The organism is Campylobacter fetus subsp. fetus, assembly GCF_900475935.1.
GTDB classification, from domain to species: Bacteria; Campylobacterota; Campylobacteria; order Campylobacterales; family Campylobacteraceae; genus Campylobacter; species Campylobacter fetus.
Window position 1 is genome coordinate 207,923 of the sequence record NZ_LS483431.1, and the last position, 19,972, is coordinate 227,894.

The 19,972-nt window shown below is 32.9% G+C and carries 24 protein-coding genes and 1 pseudogene; 18 read left to right on the top strand and 7 right to left on the bottom strand.

The genetic code is table 11. From position 1 onward, the window contains the following. The first annotated feature begins 61 nt into the window (after window positions 1-61). The 16 genes and pseudogenes from motA to DQN38_RS01230 all read left to right on the top strand — a co-directional run bounded on the left by motA (window position 62) and on the right by DQN38_RS01230 (window position 13,179). Window positions 62-832 (top strand): flagellar motor stator protein MotA, encoded by a 771-nt coding sequence (motA, locus tag DQN38_RS01155; RefSeq protein ID WP_011731745.1) that lies wholly within the window; start codon window positions 62-64, stop codon window positions 830-832. 8 nt (window positions 833-840) lie between these two features. Further along, complete coding sequence (motB, locus tag DQN38_RS01160; protein ID WP_011731746.1) at window positions 841-1,557, top strand: flagellar motor protein MotB; 717 nt, start codon at window positions 841-843, stop codon at window positions 1,555-1,557. Between the two features lie 136 nt (window positions 1,558-1,693). Continuing rightward, on the top strand, window positions 1,694-1,975 hold the full coding sequence (locus tag DQN38_RS01165; protein WP_002848287.1) for a DUF362 domain-containing protein: 282 nt from the start codon (window positions 1,694-1,696) through the stop codon (window positions 1,973-1,975). 103 nt (window positions 1,976-2,078) lie between these two features. After that, window positions 2,079-2,492 carry a nucleoside-diphosphate kinase gene (ndk, locus tag DQN38_RS01170; RefSeq protein WP_065843708.1) on the top strand — a complete coding sequence of 138 codons (414 nt, stop codon included), beginning with the start codon at window positions 2,079-2,081 and terminating at the stop codon, window positions 2,490-2,492. 15 nt (window positions 2,493-2,507) lie between these two features. Continuing rightward, entirely contained in the window at window positions 2,508-2,873 is a 366-nt protein-coding gene (locus DQN38_RS01175; RefSeq protein WP_065843709.1) for a hypothetical protein, read from the top strand. Between the two features lies 1 nt (window position 2,874). Continuing rightward, the gene (rpmF, locus tag DQN38_RS01180) at window positions 2,875-3,021 is read left to right on the top strand and encodes a 50S ribosomal protein L32 (protein WP_002848290.1); all 147 of its coding nucleotides are present in this window, start codon (window positions 2,875-2,877) and stop codon (window positions 3,019-3,021) included. A 9-nt stretch (window positions 3,022-3,030) separates the two neighbouring features. Further along, a complete protein-coding gene (gene plsX / locus DQN38_RS01185; protein WP_011731747.1) occupies window positions 3,031-4,020 on the top strand; it encodes a phosphate acyltransferase PlsX in 990 nt (329 codons plus the stop codon). A gap of 7 nt (window positions 4,021-4,027) precedes the next feature. Then, window positions 4,028-5,014, top strand: a complete 987-nt coding sequence (locus DQN38_RS01190; protein ID WP_111738137.1) for a beta-ketoacyl-ACP synthase III — start codon at window positions 4,028-4,030, stop codon at window positions 5,012-5,014. A 73-nt stretch (window positions 5,015-5,087) separates the two neighbouring features. Beyond that, complete coding sequence (locus DQN38_RS01195) at window positions 5,088-6,215, top strand: PilZ domain-containing protein (protein ID WP_002848293.1); 1,128 nt, start codon at window positions 5,088-5,090, stop codon at window positions 6,213-6,215. Continuing rightward, a pseudogene (locus DQN38_RS01200) lies at window positions 6,212-8,409 on the top strand (ATP-binding protein). The gene DQN38_RS01195 and the pseudogene DQN38_RS01200 overlap by 4 nt, the downstream one beginning before the upstream one ends. Window positions 8,410-8,418: 9 nt before the next feature. Then, window positions 8,419-9,036 (top strand): glycerol-3-phosphate 1-O-acyltransferase PlsY, encoded by a 618-nt coding sequence (gene plsY, locus DQN38_RS01205; protein WP_002848297.1) that lies wholly within the window; start codon window positions 8,419-8,421, stop codon window positions 9,034-9,036. Further along, window positions 9,033-9,350, top strand: a complete 318-nt coding sequence (locus DQN38_RS01210) for a dihydroneopterin aldolase (RefSeq protein ID WP_002848299.1) — start codon at window positions 9,033-9,035, stop codon at window positions 9,348-9,350. Before plsY ends, DQN38_RS01210 begins: the two co-directional genes overlap by 4 nt. Before the next feature lie 78 nt (window positions 9,351-9,428). Beyond that, entirely contained in the window at window positions 9,429-10,100 is a 672-nt protein-coding gene (hsrA, locus tag DQN38_RS01215; protein WP_111738138.1) for a homeostatic response regulator transcription factor HsrA, read from the top strand. Window positions 10,101-10,138: 38 nt separating this feature from the next. Next, complete coding sequence (locus DQN38_RS01220; RefSeq protein WP_024305307.1) at window positions 10,139-11,404, top strand: HAMP domain-containing sensor histidine kinase; 1,266 nt, start codon at window positions 10,139-10,141, stop codon at window positions 11,402-11,404. Between the two features lie 45 nt (window positions 11,405-11,449). After that, window positions 11,450-11,701, top strand: a complete 252-nt coding sequence (locus DQN38_RS01225) for a YfhL family 4Fe-4S dicluster ferredoxin (protein ID WP_002848303.1) — start codon at window positions 11,450-11,452, stop codon at window positions 11,699-11,701. Then, window positions 11,701-13,179, top strand: coding sequence for a Ppx/GppA phosphatase family protein (locus DQN38_RS01230; protein ID WP_011731748.1), 1,479 nt, complete (start codon window positions 11,701-11,703; stop codon window positions 13,177-13,179). The genes DQN38_RS01225 and DQN38_RS01230 overlap by 1 nt, the downstream gene beginning before the upstream one ends. Here the strand turns inward: DQN38_RS01230 and recO are convergent, their stop codons facing one another. From recO to accD, 6 genes are read right to left on the bottom strand one after another with little or no spacing between them, the layout of a single operon-like run. Next, window positions 13,180-13,794, bottom strand: coding sequence for a recombination protein RecO (recO, locus tag DQN38_RS01235; RefSeq protein ID WP_002848305.1), 615 nt, complete (start codon window positions 13,792-13,794; stop codon window positions 13,180-13,182). A 1-nt stretch (window position 13,795) separates the two neighbouring features. Then, window positions 13,796-14,716, bottom strand: a complete 921-nt coding sequence (locus tag DQN38_RS01240; RefSeq protein WP_038452735.1) for a tRNA dihydrouridine synthase — start codon at window positions 14,714-14,716, stop codon at window positions 13,796-13,798. Further along, complete coding sequence (locus DQN38_RS01245) at window positions 14,713-15,717, bottom strand: hypothetical protein (protein ID WP_065843711.1); 1,005 nt, start codon at window positions 15,715-15,717, stop codon at window positions 14,713-14,715. The genes DQN38_RS01240 and DQN38_RS01245 overlap by 4 nt, the downstream gene beginning before the upstream one ends. Next, window positions 15,714-16,082, bottom strand: a complete 369-nt coding sequence (gene dksA, locus DQN38_RS01250) for an RNA polymerase-binding protein DksA (protein WP_002848307.1) — start codon at window positions 16,080-16,082, stop codon at window positions 15,714-15,716. The genes DQN38_RS01245 and dksA overlap by 4 nt, the downstream gene beginning before the upstream one ends. 9 nt (window positions 16,083-16,091) lie before the next feature. Next, window positions 16,092-16,541, bottom strand: a complete 450-nt coding sequence (locus DQN38_RS01255) for a 23S rRNA (pseudouridine(1915)-N(3))-methyltransferase RlmH (protein WP_011731749.1) — start codon at window positions 16,539-16,541, stop codon at window positions 16,092-16,094. Beyond that, window positions 16,541-17,422, bottom strand: coding sequence for an acetyl-CoA carboxylase, carboxyltransferase subunit beta (accD, locus tag DQN38_RS01260; RefSeq protein WP_002848311.1), 882 nt, complete (start codon window positions 17,420-17,422; stop codon window positions 16,541-16,543). The genes DQN38_RS01255 and accD overlap by 1 nt, the downstream gene beginning before the upstream one ends. A 233-nt stretch (window positions 17,423-17,655) precedes the next feature. On the opposite strand from accD, the gene DQN38_RS01265 reads away from it, so the two are divergent. Next, the gene (locus DQN38_RS01265) at window positions 17,656-18,252 is read left to right on the top strand and encodes a peroxiredoxin (RefSeq protein ID WP_002848312.1); all 597 of its coding nucleotides are present in this window, start codon (window positions 17,656-17,658) and stop codon (window positions 18,250-18,252) included. 120 nt (window positions 18,253-18,372) lie between these two features. Then, window positions 18,373-18,759, top strand: coding sequence for a hypothetical protein (locus DQN38_RS01270; protein ID WP_042960120.1), 387 nt, complete (start codon window positions 18,373-18,375; stop codon window positions 18,757-18,759). A 129-nt stretch (window positions 18,760-18,888) separates the two neighbouring features. Here DQN38_RS01270 and serC read toward each other — a convergent pair whose 3' ends face one another. Next, window positions 18,889-19,968, bottom strand: a complete 1,080-nt coding sequence (serC, locus tag DQN38_RS01275; RefSeq protein ID WP_065843712.1) for a 3-phosphoserine/phosphohydroxythreonine transaminase — start codon at window positions 19,966-19,968, stop codon at window positions 18,889-18,891. Between the last annotated feature and the right edge of the window lie 4 nt (window positions 19,969-19,972).

Genomic DNA, 19,972 nt, shown 5'->3' on the forward strand with positions numbered 1-19,972 from the left:
CATTAAGTTATTTTTTTGCTAATTTATGCAATAATTTTTAATTCTAATAGGCGGAGAATTTATGGATTTATCAACGATATTCGGTATGGTGCTAGCTATAACTAGTATATCTGTGGGTGATATTTTAGAAGGTGGTAATCCGCTTCATGTATTGCATATTAGCTCAGTTTTGATAGTTATCCCTACAGCCATGTTTTCAGCTGTTACGGCTACAAATAAAAAATATGTTAAAGCTGCATTTAAAGAGCTTAAAGTAGCATTTAAGGGCTCTGGCGTAGATATGTCAAAGCGTATAGCCGAGATGGTAGAGTATAGTACTTTGGCCCGTAAAAACGGTATTTTGTCTCTTGAACAAAAAGCATCTTCTATAGACGATGAGTTTTTGAAAACGGGACTTAGTATGTTAGTTGATGGTCAACCTATAGATGAGGTTAAAGAAAATCTTGAACTTGCCATAGAGACTACTGAAGAGTACTATCATGAATGTGCACATTTTTGGATAAAAACCGGTGAAAGTTGCCCTACATTTGGTCTAGTTGGAGCAGTTATGGGTCTTATGTTAGCTCTTCAATTGCTAGATGATCCAGCAGCTATGGCAGCAGGTATAGCAGGAGCATTTACCGCGACTGTTACTGGTATTATGGGTGCATATGCGTTTTTTGGACCATGGGGTCAAAAAATACTTGGAAACGCAAAAGATATAATTAAAGAAAAAACTATGATAATAGAAGCCCTAGTAGGTATAGCTGAGGGCGCAAATCCTAGAAGCTTAGAGTCAAAATTATTTAACTTTTTAGATAAAAATGAGCCTAGAGTGTCTCAATTTAACTAAGGTACAAAATGGCAAAAAAGAAAAAACAGCAAGAGTGCCCAGCGGGTGAAAAATGGGCTGTTCCGTATGCAGACTTTTTATCTTTATTGCTTGCTTTATTTATAGCTTTATATGCGATATCTGCAGTAAATACCGCAAAAGTTGAAGCTTTAAAAACCGAAATTATAAAAATATTTGATTTTCCTGATTCAAAAGGTGTCAAACAAAGTTCTAAAAACGCTAAAAGCGAGAAACAATTTGATGGTCCTGGTATCGCTATGCAAAATAGCGACAGCACTTCGGTCAAGCAAAATACAAATAACGAACGCTATAGAGTTGCGCTTGATCAAGCTGAAAATCAAGTTGCTATAGATCTGCCTGCAGGAATCAAATTTGATCCTATGAGTGCTGAAATTTATAATCCAGATATGATAAATTTTGTAAAAATAATTTCTATGATAATAAATAAAGTTCCAGAATCTGTTTCCGTAGAGATAAGGGGATATGCCGATGATTATAATGAATACGCAAAAGATTACAAGTTAGCAGCAGATAGAGCGTATAATGTACTTACTATGCTGATTGGGAACGGTATAGATCCAAAAAGGCTGAGATTCACATCGTTTGGCGATAGTGTTCAGATCAAAAATAGCGATTTAAAACTAGCTAAAATTTATTTTAGAATAGATATAAAAGATAAAAAGCTACAAAAATCTGTACTTGATATAGTAAATGAAATCCAGTAAATTAGGCTGCAATTTATAGCTATTTTGTTATATTTATATGTATTAAAATATAATATACTTATATATAATTTCTTAAGTCATATTTTAGTCAAATTTTGATAATCTTATAAAATAAATCTAAATTTAAGGAGATATAATGGCAGTTAGAATTACAGATACCTGTATAAGTTGCGGTTCATGCATTGATGAGTGTCCAGTTAGCGCCATAGTTGATGATAGCGATAATCCAACAGGCGAAGATGCGTACTATGTATATGCCGATAAATGTGTAGAGTGTGTAGGACACAATGATTCTCCGGCTTGCGCAGAAGCCTGTCCTACTGACGGCTGTATTGTATGGAGTGAGGTTATCTCTGGCCAGCCAAGCAGAAGCGAAATAACCGCTGATGTAAGAAATGCCGCTACTCCTGTATTATGATAATAATTTAAAGCCACTTTTATGTGGCTTACTATTTTTTTAAGTTTATTTTTGATATAATCGCAATTTTGTAAAAATTTCAACCATCATTAAAGGAGATTTCATGGAACAAACTTTATCTATAATAAAGCCTGATGCCGTAGAAAAAGGCGTTGTAGGAAAAATAATCGATAGATTTGAAAGCAACGGATTAAGAATAGCAGCCGCAAAAAAACTTCAACTTAGCGTAGAAGATGCTAAAAAATTCTATGAAGTTCATGCCGCTAGACCATTTTATGGAGAATTAGTAGAGTTTATGACAAGCGGACCTGTTGTAGTAATGGTGCTTGAGGGTAATAATGCAGTTGTTAAAAATCGTGAGCTTATGGGTGCAACAAATCCAAAAGAAGCTGCAGCCGGTACCATAAGAGCAGATTTTGCTGAGAGCATTGATGCAAATGCTGTTCATGGAAGCGATAGTTTAGAAAATGCAAAGACAGAAATAGCGTTTTTCTTTGCAAAAAGAGAAATTTGCTAAACTAAGAAGATAAATTTGAAAATACCATTTGATAAAATAACATCTTTGCCTGTTCCATTTGAAATAGTTATTAATGGATTAAAATTTAATGGAAATTTAAAAAAAATTAATCCAAAAATAGTAGAGTGTATTGCTGTGATATCTGGAAATTTAAATTATTATTGTGATAGATGCGGTAAAGATATGATTTTAAATTTGAATGAGGATGTAAAATTATCTTTAAGTAACGGTATTTATAAAGATTTAGAAAACGATTTAAGTGATACTATTGAATTTTATGATGGCGAGATTGACATCGATGAAATTTTTGAAAGCGAAATAGAAGCTTATAAAAGCGGATATTTTTACTGTTATGAATGTAAAATTTTAAAAGGAGAATAAAATGGCAGTACCTAAACGTAGAGTGAGCCACACACGCGCTGCAAAACGCAGAACTCACTATAAAGTAACTCTTCCTATGCCTGTAAAAGATAAAGACGGTAGTTGGAAGATGCCACATCGTATAAATAAAACAACCGGCGAGTATTGATATACAACAATGATTAGTATAGCAATAGACGCTATGGGCGGGGATTTTGGTCCAGAACCTATAATAACTGGTGTACTCGACGCTTTAAAACATAGAAGTTTTAATGCTGTTTTAGTAGGTGATATACAAAAGATCAAACCCCTTATACCTGAAGATTACGCAAGATTTGTAACTTATATCGAGTCTAGCGAAGTATTTTCTATGGGCGAGAGTGCTACTGATGCACTTAAGCGCAAGGAAAGCAGTATTTTTAAAGCAATTGAGCTTGTAAAAAACGGCGAATGCAAAGCTATAGTTTCAGCAGGACATAGTGGAGCTACTATGAGTTTAGCAACTTTAAGAATCGGTAGATTAAAAAACGTTGCAAGACCTGCTATAGCCACACTTATGCCTACTTCTTTAAATAAAAAAACACTTGTTCTTGATGTCGGTGCAAATGTTGATTGTAAAGCAGAACATCTATTTCAGTTTGCCATAATGGGAGAATCTTACGCCAAACAAATAATGAGAGTAAAAAACCCGAAAGTAGGGCTTTTAAGTAATGGCGAAGAGGATTGTAAAGGAAATGAAGTCACAAAAGAAGCATTTGAAATGATGTCAAAACTCGATAGTTTTATCGGAAATGTTGAAGGAAATCAGATTTTTGATGGAAGTGTTGATGTTATTATTTGTGACGGATTTGTCGGAAATATCTTACTTAAAACTAGTGAAGGCGTAGCTAGCGCTATATCAAAAATCATAAAAGAAAGTGTTAAGAAGTCACCTTTTGCTACTGTTGGTGCTTTGCTTATGAAAAGAGTTTTTAAGGCTTTAAAGATTCAAATAGACTATGACGAGTACGGAGGAGCTCCGCTTTTAGGGGTTAAAGATTGTGTTATTATAAGTCATGGTAAAAGTAGTCCAAAAGCCGTTAAAAATGCTATTTTCCAAGCTCTAAAATTTGCTGAATCAGACATAAATAGAGTTATAGAAGATGAGCTTTCGCACTTTGTTAGGTAGCAAATAAATGAAAAAAGCATCGATAATTTCAGTTGGAGCTTATATTCCAAAAGATATTTTAACTAATTTTGACCTTGAAAAAATGGTTGATACTAGTGATGAATGGATAGTCAAACGAACAGGTATAAAAACTAGGCATTTAGCAAAAAATGAAGTCACTAGTGATCTAGCATATAAAGCGGCTCTGATGGCCATACAAAGAGCCGGTATAGACAAAAATGATATAGATGCGGTTATCTGCGCGACTATTACGCCTGATTATTTTTGTATGCCCTCTACTGCTTGTAAAGTGGCTTCAAATTTAGGTTTGTTTGATGTAACTGCTTTTGATATAAGTGCCGCTTGTACCGGATTTATCTATCTTTTAGAGATTGCAAAATCTCTCGTTGAGAGTGGAGCTAAGAAAAATGTTCTTATAATAGGAGCAGAAAAATTAAGCTCAATTATTAATTGGCAAGATAGAAGCACTTGTGTTTTATTTGGCGATGGAGCAGGCGCGGCTATAGTTAGCTCTTCGGATGATAATTATATAATAGATGTTCATACATCAAGCGACGGTAGCAAAGGAAATTTATTAATAACTCCTGGTTGCGGCATTGTTCATCCAGCCAACAAAGATACTATCGATAAAAAGCTAAATTTTTTACATATGTCTGGTAATGAGGTCTTTAAAATAGCTGTTAATACGCTATCTAAAGATGTTGTTGATATTTTAGAAAAAAACAGTGTCAGCAGCAAAGATATCGATCTTTTCATACTGCATCAAGCAAATTTAAGAATTATAGAAGCAGTAAAACAGCGTTTGGATTTCACAGATGAGCAGTGCGTTGTAACTGTTGTGGATTATGGTAACACTAGCTCGGCTTCCATACCTATGGCTATGAATGATGCTTATGAAGACGGGCGTCTTAAACAAGGTAGTTTAATCCTTTTAGACGCATTTGGCGGCGGTTTTACATGGGGTTCTGCTTTGTTAAGATTCGGCGGAAAATAAGCCATCAAAATAACAACCAAATTTAAATATTTTTATGCTATAATTAAATTCAACTAAATTTTAAGGAAAAATAGTGATTTATGAAGGGCAAGATGTGCTTATATCTGAGTGTATGGGGATTTTGCAAGGATTAGAGCAAGACTACAAAAAATACGGTAAAAATCTTGCAAAAGAGTCGCAAAAACAGATTGATCCTTATGATTTAGATGATACTTTAGAATTGATTTTTGATGCGATTTTTAAGACAAATTTAGATAAAGAAGCCTCATTAAAACAGATAAACAAATGTTTTGGTAACGATGAAACGTATGCTAATTATTTTATTTTGAAAGTTTTATTTCATCTTTTACATCGTTTTAGTATTTATATTTCAAAATCAGATTTAAACAGTACAATTTATATAATATATCTAGAAAATGCGATAGATGCTTTTACTCAAGTTTTAATGAAAACAGAAGCTAAAACAAAAATTTCAAGCCCTCAGAGTTTTAAATTTGGAACTAGTGGCGGATTTATGTTATTTGGCGATATAATAGACGAGTTTAGAGCGGCTTTGCGTTCAAACTCAAGCTTAAGATTTTTAAATTTATACTATGGCGTAAATGTCAGCTGCGATGCTAAAATAGCTAGCATAGAAGATGATAAAGTGCTTTTTAAGGTGAATTTGATGCAGATTTTGGCTATGAAAGAAGAAGAAAATGCATACATACTAAAAGGCGATAACTTAGTAAGCAACGTCAAAGCTGATATATTAAGTATAAATTTATCTAATAATACTGTTTTATTAAATAACTTTGTACGAATGGAAAATATGTTTGCAAACCAAAGAAAATTTCCCAGAGTACATCCAAATCAACATACAAAAGTTATATTATCAAATAAATTCGGAGTAAGTATAGAGGGTAAATTATACGATATTTCTCAAGGCGGAATAGGCGTGGTAAGCATCCAAAACGGTGGATTTAAAAGCGGCGAGGAGCTTATGGCTAAGTTTAGTTTAACTATGCCAAGAACTAAAGAAGTTATCGATGTTTATTTAGAGTTGAATTTAGTAGTTGCATTGAATTATCAAGGCTCTATGCGTTACTGTTGTGAAATAGTAAAACCTCAATCTATCACGGAAAAAATAGTTGAATTTTCTAAGTTAAGAGTTAAAGATACGCTAGATGAATTGCAACAAAAAGTAGAACTTTATAGATGAAAATGCCTGAAAGTGGCGAATTTTATCTAGGACTTAGTGAAAATACGCCATATATTTATGATAGTAAAGATCTTCTTACTCACGCAGCTATCATAGGAATGACCGGAAGTGGTAAAACAGGTCTTGGTATAAGTCTGTTAGAAGAAGCTTCATTAAATCAAATTCCAACTATAATAATAGACCCAAAAGGCGATATGACGAATTTATGCTTAGCAGCGAAGACGAGTTTATAGAAGTTTGTGCAGATAAAAACGTCGGAAGTAGCGTTTATGAGCAGTATAAAGCTGGTCTTGAGAGTAGTTTTGAGAATTTTGAAAGAGTTAAAAAATTTAAAAATAGCTCAGTTTTTAAGATATTTACTCCAAAAAGCAATGCGGGTCTTGGAGTTAGTCTGCTTAGTGATTTTAACGCACCTAAATTTGATGATTTTGAGAGTTTAAATAGCTATATTATCGGAATTTGTGGTTCTATTTTATCTTTAGTGGGTGTTAAAAATGATGATTTTAGTTCGCCCGAGATGCTTATTTTACAAAATATATTTTTTAATAGATTTAGTGCAAAAAAAGATCTTAGCATAGCTCAGTTGATAGAAGATATCATAAATCCTAAATTTAAAAAAATAGGTGTTTTTGATGTAGAGAGTTTTTATCCGGCCGATAAAAGAGCCGACTTAGCTATGAAAATAAATGCGCTTGTAGCTAGTCCTGATTTTTCTCTTTGGTGTAGCGGAGAGAAATTAGATATCTCAAATATGCTTTTTGAAAATGGCAAGCCAAGATCAAATATATTTACAATATCCCATTTAGACGATGCTAGTAGAATGTTTTTCGTAACTATTTTATTAAATGAGATGGTTTCTTGGATGAGAAGTTTAGAAGGAACGCATAAACCTAGAGTAGTGCTATATATGGATGAAATATTTGGATATTTTCCTCCAAGCTCAAATCCTCCTAGCAAACTAGCTATGCTTACTTTGTTAAAACAAGCAAGAGCTTTTGGAATTTGTGTTGTTTTATCTACGCAAAATCCAGTAGATATAGACTACAAAGGACTTAGTAATATAGGAACGTGGTTTATAGGAAGATTACAAACAGCTCAAGATAAACAAAATGTGATTAGCGGACTTAGCGGAGTTGGTAAAACTAGCGATAAAGAGATTCTAGATACTCTTTCAAATTTAAAAAAGCGCCAGTTTTTAGTAAAAAATATCCACGATACAAATTTACAGATCATAACTACTAGATGGGCACTTAGCTATTTAAAAGGTCCATTAAATAAAAATGATATTTCAAATCTTATGAAGCATTTTGAGATTAAAAATGGATCATCTATAATGCTTAATTCAAGCGCTATATTAAATCCAGATATAGTTCAAATTTATGAATATGGCAACTCAAATAAGCTTTTTTGTCATCTGCTCGGCACGGCAAAAGTGAGATTTATTAGCAGTGATGACGAGCTTATAAAAGATAGAATTTTTTGTTTAAAAGCAGATAGCGATGAGCTAGACTGGAGCAATGCTGAAGAAATTTCGGTCTCAAATTTCAGCTGTGAAAAATATGAAAATATAGAGCTTTTAGATGCCCCAAGATCTATTTTAAATGCAAAAAATTTAAATGAATTTGTAAAATCATTTACCGAGTTTTTATATACTAATGAAAAAATAGTGCTATATAAAGCATTTGATATAGTTTCAAATTTAAATGAGAGCAAAGATCAGTTTGTTTTAAGAGTAAAGCTCAGAGCGGACGAACTTTTAAAAGAACAAAAAACTTTGCTTATGAATAAATTTGAAAAAGAGAAAAGCATTTTGGAAAAAAGATTATTAAATGCTAAAAATAGTTTAGAAAAGAAGAAAAATATAGCAAATAAAAGCGGTATATTTGCAGCTATCGAGATAGTAAGCGGAGTTTTGTCTGCTGTTTTTAGAAAGAGATTAAGTAGCACAAAAATCTTGAGCAGTACAAAAAAAGCTACTGACGTTTTTTCAAAACACGATGATATGTATGCATCTAAAGAGACTATGCAGAGTATTTTGAATGAAATTAATGAGTTGCAAAGTAGTTATGAAACCAAAATATCAGAACTAAAAGAGAGTTTTGATATTGCGAATTTACAGATAGATGAAAAAATACTGCGCCCAAAAAAGAGTGATATTTTAAATGAAAAAGTATCTGTTTTATGGAAGAGTTAAAGGAGTAAAATGAACGAAAATATTGTTGCTTATGTGTTGGCTTATCTTATTGGTGCGATACCTTTTGGTTTGATTTTGGGTAGAATTTTCGGTAAAGTTAATATAACTAAAGAAGGAAGCTGCAGCATCGGAGCCACAAATGTTTTAAGAGTTCTTAAAAGTTCAAACCCGAATTTGGCAAAAAAGCTTGCAGTACTAACAGTCGTTTGCGATGCTTTTAAAGCATTTATTCCTATGGTTGTAGCAAAAGTTGTTTTTGATTTAAGTGATCAAACTATCTGGACTATGGCTGTGTTATCAGTGATAGGACATTGCTTTTCGCCGTATCTTAAATTTGAGGGCGGAAAAGGCGTAGCTACTGGAGCCGGAGCGCTTATTTATTTTTTACCTTTAGAGATCATTTGCGCTTTGGGAATCTGGTTTATAATCGGAAAAGTACTTAAAATTTCTAGTTTGGCCTCGCTTTTGGCGCTTTTTACTTTGATAGGAACATCTTTTATATTTCATTATGAAATGCCGGTGATAAATACTCACGCTCCTATTTTTATCATATCGTTTGTGGTTTTATATAAACACATTCCAAACATAAAAAGGCTTTTGAGCGGTTCTGAAAAGAGGGTGATTTGATAACTGTTTTTGTGGAAGATTTTAAATTCAAAACGATAATCGGACTTTTGGCTTTTGAGCGGGTTAAACGCCAAAAAATAAGAGTTGATATGGGTTTTAAAGCTGATGAATTTATTGATTATGCTTTTGTGTGTGAACACACTAGAAATGAATTTGAAAAAATGAAATTTAAAAAAGTTGAAGAGGCTTTGCAATATTTTAAAAATAATTTTAAAGAAATTTTTCCGTCTCTTGAGTATTTTTATATGAAAATTTCAAAGGTAAAAATCATTTCAAATGCCACGGTTGGAGCAAAAATCGAGCAGCTTTATTAAATTAAATTTAAAATAACTTGAAAAATTGCTTAATTTATGGTACAATCTCGAATAAATTTGCGCTTTAAGGAAAGTATAATGAGAATTTTGATAGTAGAGGATGAGGTTACGCTTAACAAAACCATAGCAGAAGGTTTGCAGGAATTTGGTTATCAAACAGATAGTTCAGAAAGTTTTAAAGACGCTGAATATTATATAGGTATTAGAAACTATGATTTAGTTCTTAGTGATTGGATGCTTCCTGATGGAGATGGCGTTGATCTTATAAATGTCATCAAGCAAAAGAGTCCGCGCACTTCAGCGGTTATCATATCTGCTAAAGATGATAAAGAGAGTGAAATAAAGGCCTTAAGAGCCGGAGCCGATGATTATATAAAAAAACCGTTTGATTTTGAAGTTTTAGTAGCCCGTCTTGAAGCTAGACTAAGATTCGGCGGTACAAATGTTATTAAAATAGACGATTTAATTATTGATACAGATGAAGAAAAAATAACATATCTTGGTCAAGAAATAGAGTTAAAAGGTAAACCGTTTGAAGTTTTAACTCATCTTGCTAGACACAGCGATCAAATAGTAAGCAAAGAGCAGCTTTTAGATGCTATTTGGGAGGAGCCGGAGCTTGTTACTCCAAATGTTATCGAAGTAGCTATAAACCAAATACGCCAAAAAATGGATAAACCGCTAAACATCTCAACTATAGAAACTGTAAGACGTCGCGGATATAGATTTTGTTTCCCCAAAAAAGCTTAAGGGCTAGATTTGCTCTACAATTAGCATCTGCTTCTACGATGCTAATTGTAATCTTTTCGGTGATGTTGTATCACTATATAAAAATAACCATTTTTGAAAATATAGTACAAAGCTTGACTATAGAAGCAAATAATATACTTGACTCAAAAGAACTTCTTCAAATAGGTGAACTAGAGTTTTACTACCCACAATCTCAAAATTTGACAGTCATTGGAGTTGAAGAAAATACCGATAACTTATCAAGACCTAAATTTATTCAGAGTGAAGATGAAAATAGTACTTATCTGACGCTTTATTATCCATATAAAGATAATATGGTATTAGCGCTCAAAAAAAATACTACTGAATACAGCAGCGTCGTAAATCAAGTTTTAGTGGATATACTAATTATAAATGCAACTGCTATATTTTTGATACTTTTTTATGCGTTATTTTTATCAAGAATGCTGCTTTTACCTATAAAAATGCTTAGCTTGAGACTTGGCCAGTTAAATGAAAGATTTTTACAAGAAGTTAGTATAGATGAACTTCCAGATGAGTTTAAACCTCTTGGTGATGGGATTAATAGGCTTATAAGTAGAATTTTGACTTTTGTTCAATATCAAAAAGAACTTTTTGTCGGAGCCGCTCATGAGCTAAAAACACCTTTGGCGGTTATGAAAACTAAGAATGAAGTGACTTTAATAAAACAAAGAGAGCCGGAAAAATATATAGAAGCCCTAAAAAATAATAATGAGTCAATAAATCAAATGAATAAAATGATCGGTTCTATTTTAGAGATCGGTCGTCAAGAAGGTGCTCAGTTTGAACAACCTTTAAATGTAGACATAATTGCGTATTTAAATGAAATCGGAAATAACTTTTTGATATTGGCAAAGGGCGAGGGTAAAAATATAAAAATGAGTCTAAAACCGCAGACTTTAAAGATGTTTTTGCAACCTACTTTATTTTTACATGTTATACAAAATTTTGTTCAAAACGCTATTAAATTTTCACCTCCAAATGCGACTATAGAGATTAAATCAAACTTATTAAATAATGAATTTATAGTAAAAGTAGTAGACGAGGGTCCTGGAATAGATGAAAATAAAGATCTATTTGCTCCATTTAAGAGATATGGAGACAAAGGCGGAGCCGGACTAGGATTATTTTTAGCAAAGGGAGCTGCTCAGGCACTCGGCGGACGTATAGAGATAAGAAATAGAACAGATAGAAGTGGTGCTATAGCTACTTTTATACTACCTATAAATACCAAAAATAGAAAAATGCAAAAAAACATTTCAAATTCAAAGTTTTTAAAGTAAAAATATTGTATAAAGTGGCTTTAAAATAGTACTGAAAGGTTTGAGATGTCTCTTATGATAACTAAAGACTGCATCAGTTGTGATGCTTGCCGCGAAGAGTGCCCAGATGAGGCTATATATGAAGATGATCCCACATATATGATAGATCCAGATAGATGTAGCGAGTGTATAAGTGACTATGCTGAGCCTGCTTGTATAGTTATCTGTCCTGTTGATTGTATAGTTCCAGATCCTGATAATATAGAAACTCCAGAAGAGTTAAAATTAAAACACGAACAGTATTTAGAAGGGAATTAATGCCAAAAAGAGTAGCAGTCATAGATCTTGGTTCAAACTCGGCTAGAATGGCGATTTTTGAGCGTACTAGTAGGCTTGGATTTTATATATTACGCGAATATAAGATAAAAGTTAGGCTTGGCGAGGGTGCTTATGAAAATGGCGGAGTTTTGCAAGATGGCGCTATGGATAAGGTATTTTACGCTTTTAGCGAGTTCAAACATTTTTTAAATTTATATGGTGTAAATAAAGTTTTGTGCGCAGGAACTTCTGCTCTTAGAGATGCCCCAAATTCAAATTTATTTATCAAAAGAGTGCAAGATAAGTTGGGTCTTGGACTAAAAGTCATAGATGGTCAAATGGAGGCTTTTTATGGCGGAATAGCGGCTATAAATTTACTAAATCCGTTGAAAGAAGCGACTACTATAGATATAGGTGGCGGCTCTACTGAATTAGCGAAGATAGAAGACGGTAAAATTATAGATGTTATATCATTGAATGTAGGTACGGTTAGATTAAAAGAGCTATTTTTTGATAAAAAAGATATAGACGGCGCTTCTAAATTTGCACAAAAACTGATTTCTGAAGTGCCCAGTCATTTTCATTCAAATAATATAATTGCCATAGGAGGTAGTTTAAGAGCTCTTGCTAATGCTATAATGCAGATAAAAAATCATCCATTAAAGCTTGTTCATAATTTTTCATATAGCTACAAAGACTATGGTGACTTGATAGAAAAAATAGCCTTTACCGGCGTACTAGATCTAAAAAATTTTCCTATAAAAAAAGATAGATATGATACGATTAGAGAAGGAGCTATGATATTTTGCACTTTAGTAAAAGAGTTGCAAGCAAAAAATATATATACAAGCGGAGCAGGAGTTAGAGAAGGGATATTTATAACAAATTTGCTTAAGCCTTGCGTAAAAACTAAACTTTTAAAAGCTATGCCTCAGCAGATAAATATAAGATTTCCAAATAATTTTAATCCTAGTCTTAGAAGTTTGCAAGATAGATTTGCAAAAAGAAGTAATCAGACTACGATAAAATACGTAAAAGAGCTATTTGAAGTTTTAAAACCGCTTCATAAAGTAGACGATAAGTATCTTTTTGAGCTTATAACTGCTGCAAAACTTTATAATATCGGCAGATCAGTTGGCTTTTACTCTGAGCATTCTCATAGTAGTTATTTAGTAAAAAATGGACTAAACTACGGATATACCCATGAGCAAAAATCTCTCATAGCATCCATCATAGAGTATCAAGGCAGACAAATAAGCGATTTAGGCGAATTCAAAGATCTACTTCCAGATATAAATGATTTAAGATGGCTTAGTTTTTTACTCGGTCTTGCTAAATCATTGAGTGTATCTAATACGGTTAGTTTTAAATTTATAAATCACGCCCTGCACATTTATGGCGTAAAAAACTTTTTTATGGTCAAGGATAATATCAAAAAACTGGTAAAACCTACTATATTTGCAATAACTTTTGACTAATTATAATCCTTCAAGAACTATATAATAAATTTGGTCAATGTAAAAATCATTTATATGGGAACATTTTTTTGTTTCGAAAAGAGTTTTTATATCTTTTGAATCAAACGCAGCTTTACCGATACATCTTTTGTGTGCCGGTAAAAATCCTCTTGTTAGGGTTAAATTCGAATCGATTATCTCATCACATACGAAACATCTTAAATCTTTGTGTAGCCTACCTTCAAACTCAAGTATATCGAGATATGCTTCTATAATTATACGTTTTGGATTTTGTTTTTCAAATTTATATGAGCATAACTCTAAAAGAGAGTAGTAAAACTCATCTATATCTTCAACATCTCTTAAGTGCTCATACAAAAGTCTCATAAAATTTTGCCATGCTAGTAGCCGATCTCTATGGAATAACCATGAAAATCCAAGATGCATAGTTCCTCTTAAGTGTGGTAAAAAGTTTCCATTTTGCACAAGCTCAAAATCAAGCTTAAAGCCTTGAGTGATAACAGGATGTCTCGCACCATAAAATCTGTAGCATTTTATTAGCTTATCTTTAGATAATATAAATACTAAACAGTCTTCATCGCGTACTTTTTGTACTTTTAAGATATATCCTTGCATCTTACTTGAAAAATGACCGCAATATTTTTAGCATATCATCCGGATCTGAGATATGATTTATCTCATTTCTAAATGAACTTGCTCCATCTATACCTTTTGAGTATTCATGCAGGTGTTTTCTAAATATTCCTATGCCGTGTTCGCCATAATAATTCAGCATTTCGTTAAAATGCTCTAAAACAATCTGTTTTTTAATATTTTTATCTACTGGCTTTTTATGTTTTATTTCATAAAATATCCAAGGATTTCCTATACTTGCTCTTCCTATCATGACCCCGTCGCAGTTAGTAAGGCGCAGTATTTCATCTGCGTTTTTTGCATTTATATCGCCGTTTGCAATTACTGGTATCGACACGCTTTGCTTTACTAAACCTATAGCTTCATAATCGACCTTAGCACTGTATCCACCGGCTCTTGTTCTACCGTGAACGCATATGAAATCAGCACCAGCGTTTTCTATATCTTTTGCTATATTGTGTGCGGTTTTACTATTAAATCCTAGACGTATTTTAACTGAAGTATAGTGCTTATTAGATGTTTTTTTGATAGTTTCTACTATTTCACATAGCGTTTTTATATCATTTAGCAGAGCGGATCCCGAATTTTGTTTTACTACTTTTGGAACAGGGCAACCGCAGTTTAAATCGATTCCATCGATTCCTTCAATATCATTTAAAATTTGAACTGCTTGTTTGATAATTTCAGAACCGTTTCCGGCTAATTGCACTATATATGGTGTTTCTAAAGGATTTTTTTCTATCATTGAAACTGTTTTGTTATTCTCATATACCAAAGCGTTTGAGCTTATCATTTCGCTTACTGTAACATCGCAGCCAAATTTTTTTACAATTCCCCTAAGAGGCAGGTCTGAAAAACCTGCCAAAGGCGCTAGAAATAGCGGTTTTGAACTAAAATCTATCATTTATAAAACATATCTACGGGAGCTAATCTTCCACTTTCTCTCAAAAATAGTAATGTTTTTATCTTATCAAAATCTCCGTGTTCTATAGAAGCTAAACTTTCTCTTAGCTTATCTAACATTTGTAAATCATAAAGTATGTATAAATACGCTTCCATGGCATTTGAATGCTCGTTTTTTAGTCTATCAAACATAGATATAAGCTTATCTGGATCAAGTTTTGTTTTTAGAAGAATGGCTAGTTTGATATATTCATCACAGCTAAATTCGTTTTTGTTTATCATAGTAAATAGCTCAGAACTTGCAATTTCGAAATTTTCATTTTTAACATATCTTTTTACAAGGCTAAATATATCATCATTTGTATAGGCAAAGTTAAATTTACAAAGTTCTATATAGCTCGCAAAGTTTATAAGCGCGCTATAAGCTTCTTTATAAATTGCGTCATTTATCTCATTTTTACTAGAGATCAAAGTTATAGCGTATTTGTAATCAGCTTTGATTTTATTTTTTTCATTTTGCAAAAATAGAGGATTTGTTTTCAATATCTTAAATTTTTTTATATCGCAAGCCTCACCGTTTTTAACTTTTTTAGATATTTCATAAGCAGATTTTAACTCTTCGTTTTTTAAATTTAGCTCACCAAGATCTACCCAAGGAGAAAGTGATTTTGTGATCTCGCTAGGACTTAAAAATAGATCTGTTTTAAAATCTTTATTTGATTCAAGACCTAGATATATCTCTTTTGCCAAAGTATTATAAAGCTGCAGATCATTTTTAACGGCTCTTGCGTCTAAAAAGTTTTTAAAACCGTAATAGCTCATATGAAGTATACTAAGTAGTGCAAACAGTGTTATAGGTATAATGATCCATGTTGCTATAGGTAAGTTTATATTGTACTCAAACAGATTGACGCTAAAGTCCTGATTGATAAATGAAAATGTCATTACCCATACTAGAGCTATATATACAACAGAATAAAATATATATCTTCTTGTTTTCATTGCATATCCTTATTTTTATTGTTTTTTTCTATTATTTCTCGACAAGTTATACAGTATTTTGCATTAGGTTTTACTTTAAGTCGTTCTATATCTATCTCATCTTCACACATATCGCAAATTCCATAAGTGCGGTTTGCAATCTTTTTCAAAGACTCGTCTATCTCGTTTAACTCAGATCTTTGCTTAGCAGATATCGAATGTTCTAGTATAGCATCAGCGTTTATACTTGCAAAATCAAACTCGTCGCTAGCGCCGCTTTGTCGTAAGCCGTTTATCTCGTCTGCCGCATCAAGTATATTTTTATTGATCTGAATTTTACGTTCCTCAAGAAGATTTTTAAAAAACTCTAAGTCGCTTTGTCTCATCTGCTTCCTTTATTTATGATATGGATGATTTGCGTTGATGCAAAGTCCTCGAAAAATTTGCTCAAAAAGCATTAGTTTTGCTATTTTATGCGCTAAAGTCATCTTTGATAGGCTGATTAATCTGTTCATCTTTGTTTTGAACTGAGGACTAAGTCCATAAGCTCCGCCTATGAAAAATGAAATTTGAGAGCTATTTTTCAATAAATCGGCAAATTCTACACTATCTAGGTGATAGCCTTTTTCATCAAGCCCAATGCAATACCCATTAAGGCAATGCTCATAAGCTAAGTCGTAAGCTTTGTGAGCTTGCTCTTTTGACGCACTTTGGGCTTTTGCTATTTGAGAGTTAAATTTATTTATATCTTTTATATCAGCCCATTTAGATGACATCTTGATATACTCTTTTATGTTATCAAAATCATCATCTTTTTTTTGTATACAATGGACTAGGATCTGCATCACACAGCCTTAGGCTCAAAATCCGGCTTTTGTAAATTTGCATCTTCTTTCATAAAAAACCTAACCATATCGGCTAGATATTTCTTATGCTCACTTCTAGGAATTATAGCATCTATAAGTCCATGCTCTAGTAAAAATTCGGCTCTTTGAAATCCTTCTGGGAGACTAGCTTTTATAGTTTGTTCTATAACTCGTTGACCGGCAAATCCTATAAGTGCACCTGGTTCAGCGATGATCAAGTCTCCAAGCCATGCAAATGAGGCTGAAACTCCACCCATAGTAGGATCTGTTAAAACTGAAATATAAGGCAATTTATTATCGCTTAAAAGTTTCAAAGCTGCACTTGTTTTGCTCATTTGCATAAGACTAAACGTACTTTCTTGCATTCTAGCTCCGCCGCTCGCGCTTACTATTATAAGAGCTTGTCTTTTTTCTATGGCTCGTTTTACTGCGCGAGTGATTTTTTCGCCCTCGACAGAGCTAAGACTTCCGCCCATAAAACTAAAATCAAATACGACAAGCTGCACCGGTATAGAGTCTATACAAGCTTCACCAGATATAACAGAACTCGTTTTACCGCTTTTTTCTTCGCTTTCAGATATTCTTTTTTTATAGGATTTTTTATCTACAAATTTAAGTGGATCTACTGGTCTAAGTTCAGAGTCAAACTCAACAAAACTATCTCGATCGGCTATCAACTCTACTCTTTTGTTCGCGCTTAAACGCATATGATAACCACATTTAGGGCATACATTAAAACATGCTTCTACTTCTTTATAATACATTAAAGAGTTACAGCTATTACATTTGATCCAGTGACTTGGTGCTTCGCTCGGATCTGATTGTTTTCTTCTTATTTTTGAAAAAAAATCACCAAACATTTTTTTCCTTAGCTTTTAAAAATTGGTCGATTATAACCAACTTTAGCCAAATTTTTCTTTAAAACAGTAGATAATACACTGCAAGTAAATTTAAATTAAATTAAAATTACAATAAATTACAGCTTAATCATTTTTAAATTTTAAAATAACATTATTTATCATTATTTAAAATTAATTAATATAGCAGGGATATAATTTCGCTAAAAATAAAAATTACTAAGGAGAACTAGGTTATGTTAGTTACAAATAAAGCGCCTGCTTTAAAAGGCGTAGCGGTTTTAGGCAATGGTCAAATAGATGAAAATTTCGAACTTTACAAAAACATAGGATCAAAGGGTGCGGTAGTATTTTTCTATCCAAAAGATTTTACTTTTGTTTGCCCAAGTGAGATTATAGCATTTGATCACAGATATAAAGAGTTTAAAGAAAGAGGCATTGAAGTTATCGGCGTAAGCTGCGACAATGAGTATTGCCACTTTGCATGGAGAGAAACTGACGTAAAATGCGGCGGTATCGGAAGAGTTCAATTTCCATTAGTTGCCGACCTTAAAAAAGAGTGGGCAAAAGGTTTTGACGTGTTATTTGATGAGGCAGTTGCTCTAAGAGGAAGTTTCTTATTAGATAAAGACGGAACGGTAAGACACGCCGTTATAAATGACCTTCCACTTGGAAGAAACATCGATGAGATGGTAAGAATGGTAGATACAATGCTATTTACGAATGAGCATGGCGAAGTTTGCCCTGCAGGTTGGAGCAAAGGCGATAAAGGTATGAAGCCTTCTACCGATGGTGTTGCTTCTTATCTTGGCGAAAACGGCGATAAGCTATAATATATTACTACTATTTTGCAAGCCTTTTTCAGGCTTGCTTTTTTAAATTCATTTTTTAATACAATTTTACTAAATACCAATTTTGACGATATATAATCTAATATTTTATAAGGAGATATTATGATTAGTGAGTTAAATAGTATGAATACCTCTCAAACAAGCAAGATATCAATACAAAATTTAAATAACTTAAAATCACCAAACAGCATTCAAGCAAAATCTTCTGACAAATCCTCTGCTCAGTCAGTTAAGCAAGCAGAAGAAATCGATACTTCTTCTGGTGCAAGCAGTAGCATTGAAGCCGTAAAAAAGATGCTTGAAAAACGCTTAGAACAACTTCAAAAACAGTTAGAAACAATTCAAAAACAGATAGCTCAGTATCAAAATAATAGTAATGAATATGCACAAAATATACTCAAAGAACTTTCTCAAAAGGCAAGCGGTCTTATCTCTCAGATAGCAGAAGTATCAGCAAGTCTTGCAGAAATAGAGAAAAATAAAAAGTAAAATTTGTATCAAATTGACTTTTTGAGCTTATGATTTATAAAATATCTAAATTTAATATATAAATTTAGATATTTATTTAGTAAGAAATGGATATTTTTCTAGGTAAATTTATGAGTTATTCAACCAAATTTACCCATTTACTCTTTCAAACTCTTTCATAAAATTTACTAATGTTTGAACATCTTTTAAGCAAACCGCGTTATATATAGATGCTCTAATTCCGCCAAGAAGCCTATGCCCTTTTAGTCCTATCATAGAGTTTTTTTCTGCTTCGCTCACAAACTTAGCATCAAGTTCTGCGCTAGGAGTAGTGAAGCTTACGTTCATAAGAGATCTTGAACCTGTTTTTGCGTGAGCTTTGTAGAAGCTTGAAGTGTCGATGATATCGTATAATAAAGCCGCTTTTTGCTCATTTAGTTTATTTATAGCGCTTAACCCGCCTTGATCTTTTATCCAGTCAAGCACTAAATCAAACATATATATACCAAACGTACAAGGCGTATTTGCTAAAGAGTTTGCTTCTATCTGAGTTGTATATCGAAGCGGAGTTGGAACGTTATGTTTTACTCTATTTGCAAGATCTTTTTTTATGATTATTAGCGTAACTCCTGCCGGTCCCGCGTTTTTTTGCGCTCCTCCGTAAAACAGACCGATATTTTTTGCGCTAAAATCTATCTCGCGGCTTAAAAGATCACTGCTACTATCTACTACTAAAGGGCATTTTGTATTTGGTAGATCTTTGTATTGTGTACCGTAAATAGTGTTATTTGAGCATATATATGCGTAGTCTGCGTCGTCTGAAAAACGTATATTTTCCGGGATACGGTCAAATTTGGTCTCTTCGCTTGAGGCAACAACTTCATAATTTATATTTTGTATTTTTGCCTCTTTTATGGCTTTTGTTGTCCAAATTCCCGTATTTACATATTGCGCAATTCCGCCGTTATATATATTCATTGGAACTTGTGCAAACTGCAAAGTAGCTCCACCTTGTAAAAAAAGTACCGAGTAATCATCGTTTAAACCATAAAATGCTTTGATTTTTTCTATTGCATTATTATGAAGTGCGTCAAATACTTTACCTCTATGACTCACTTCCATAATACTAAACCCCATCCCTTTGTAACTTACAAACTCTTTTTGTGCTTGTTCTAATACGCTTAAGGGGATCGCGCTAGGTCCGGCGCTGAAATTTAAAACTCTTGTCATATCT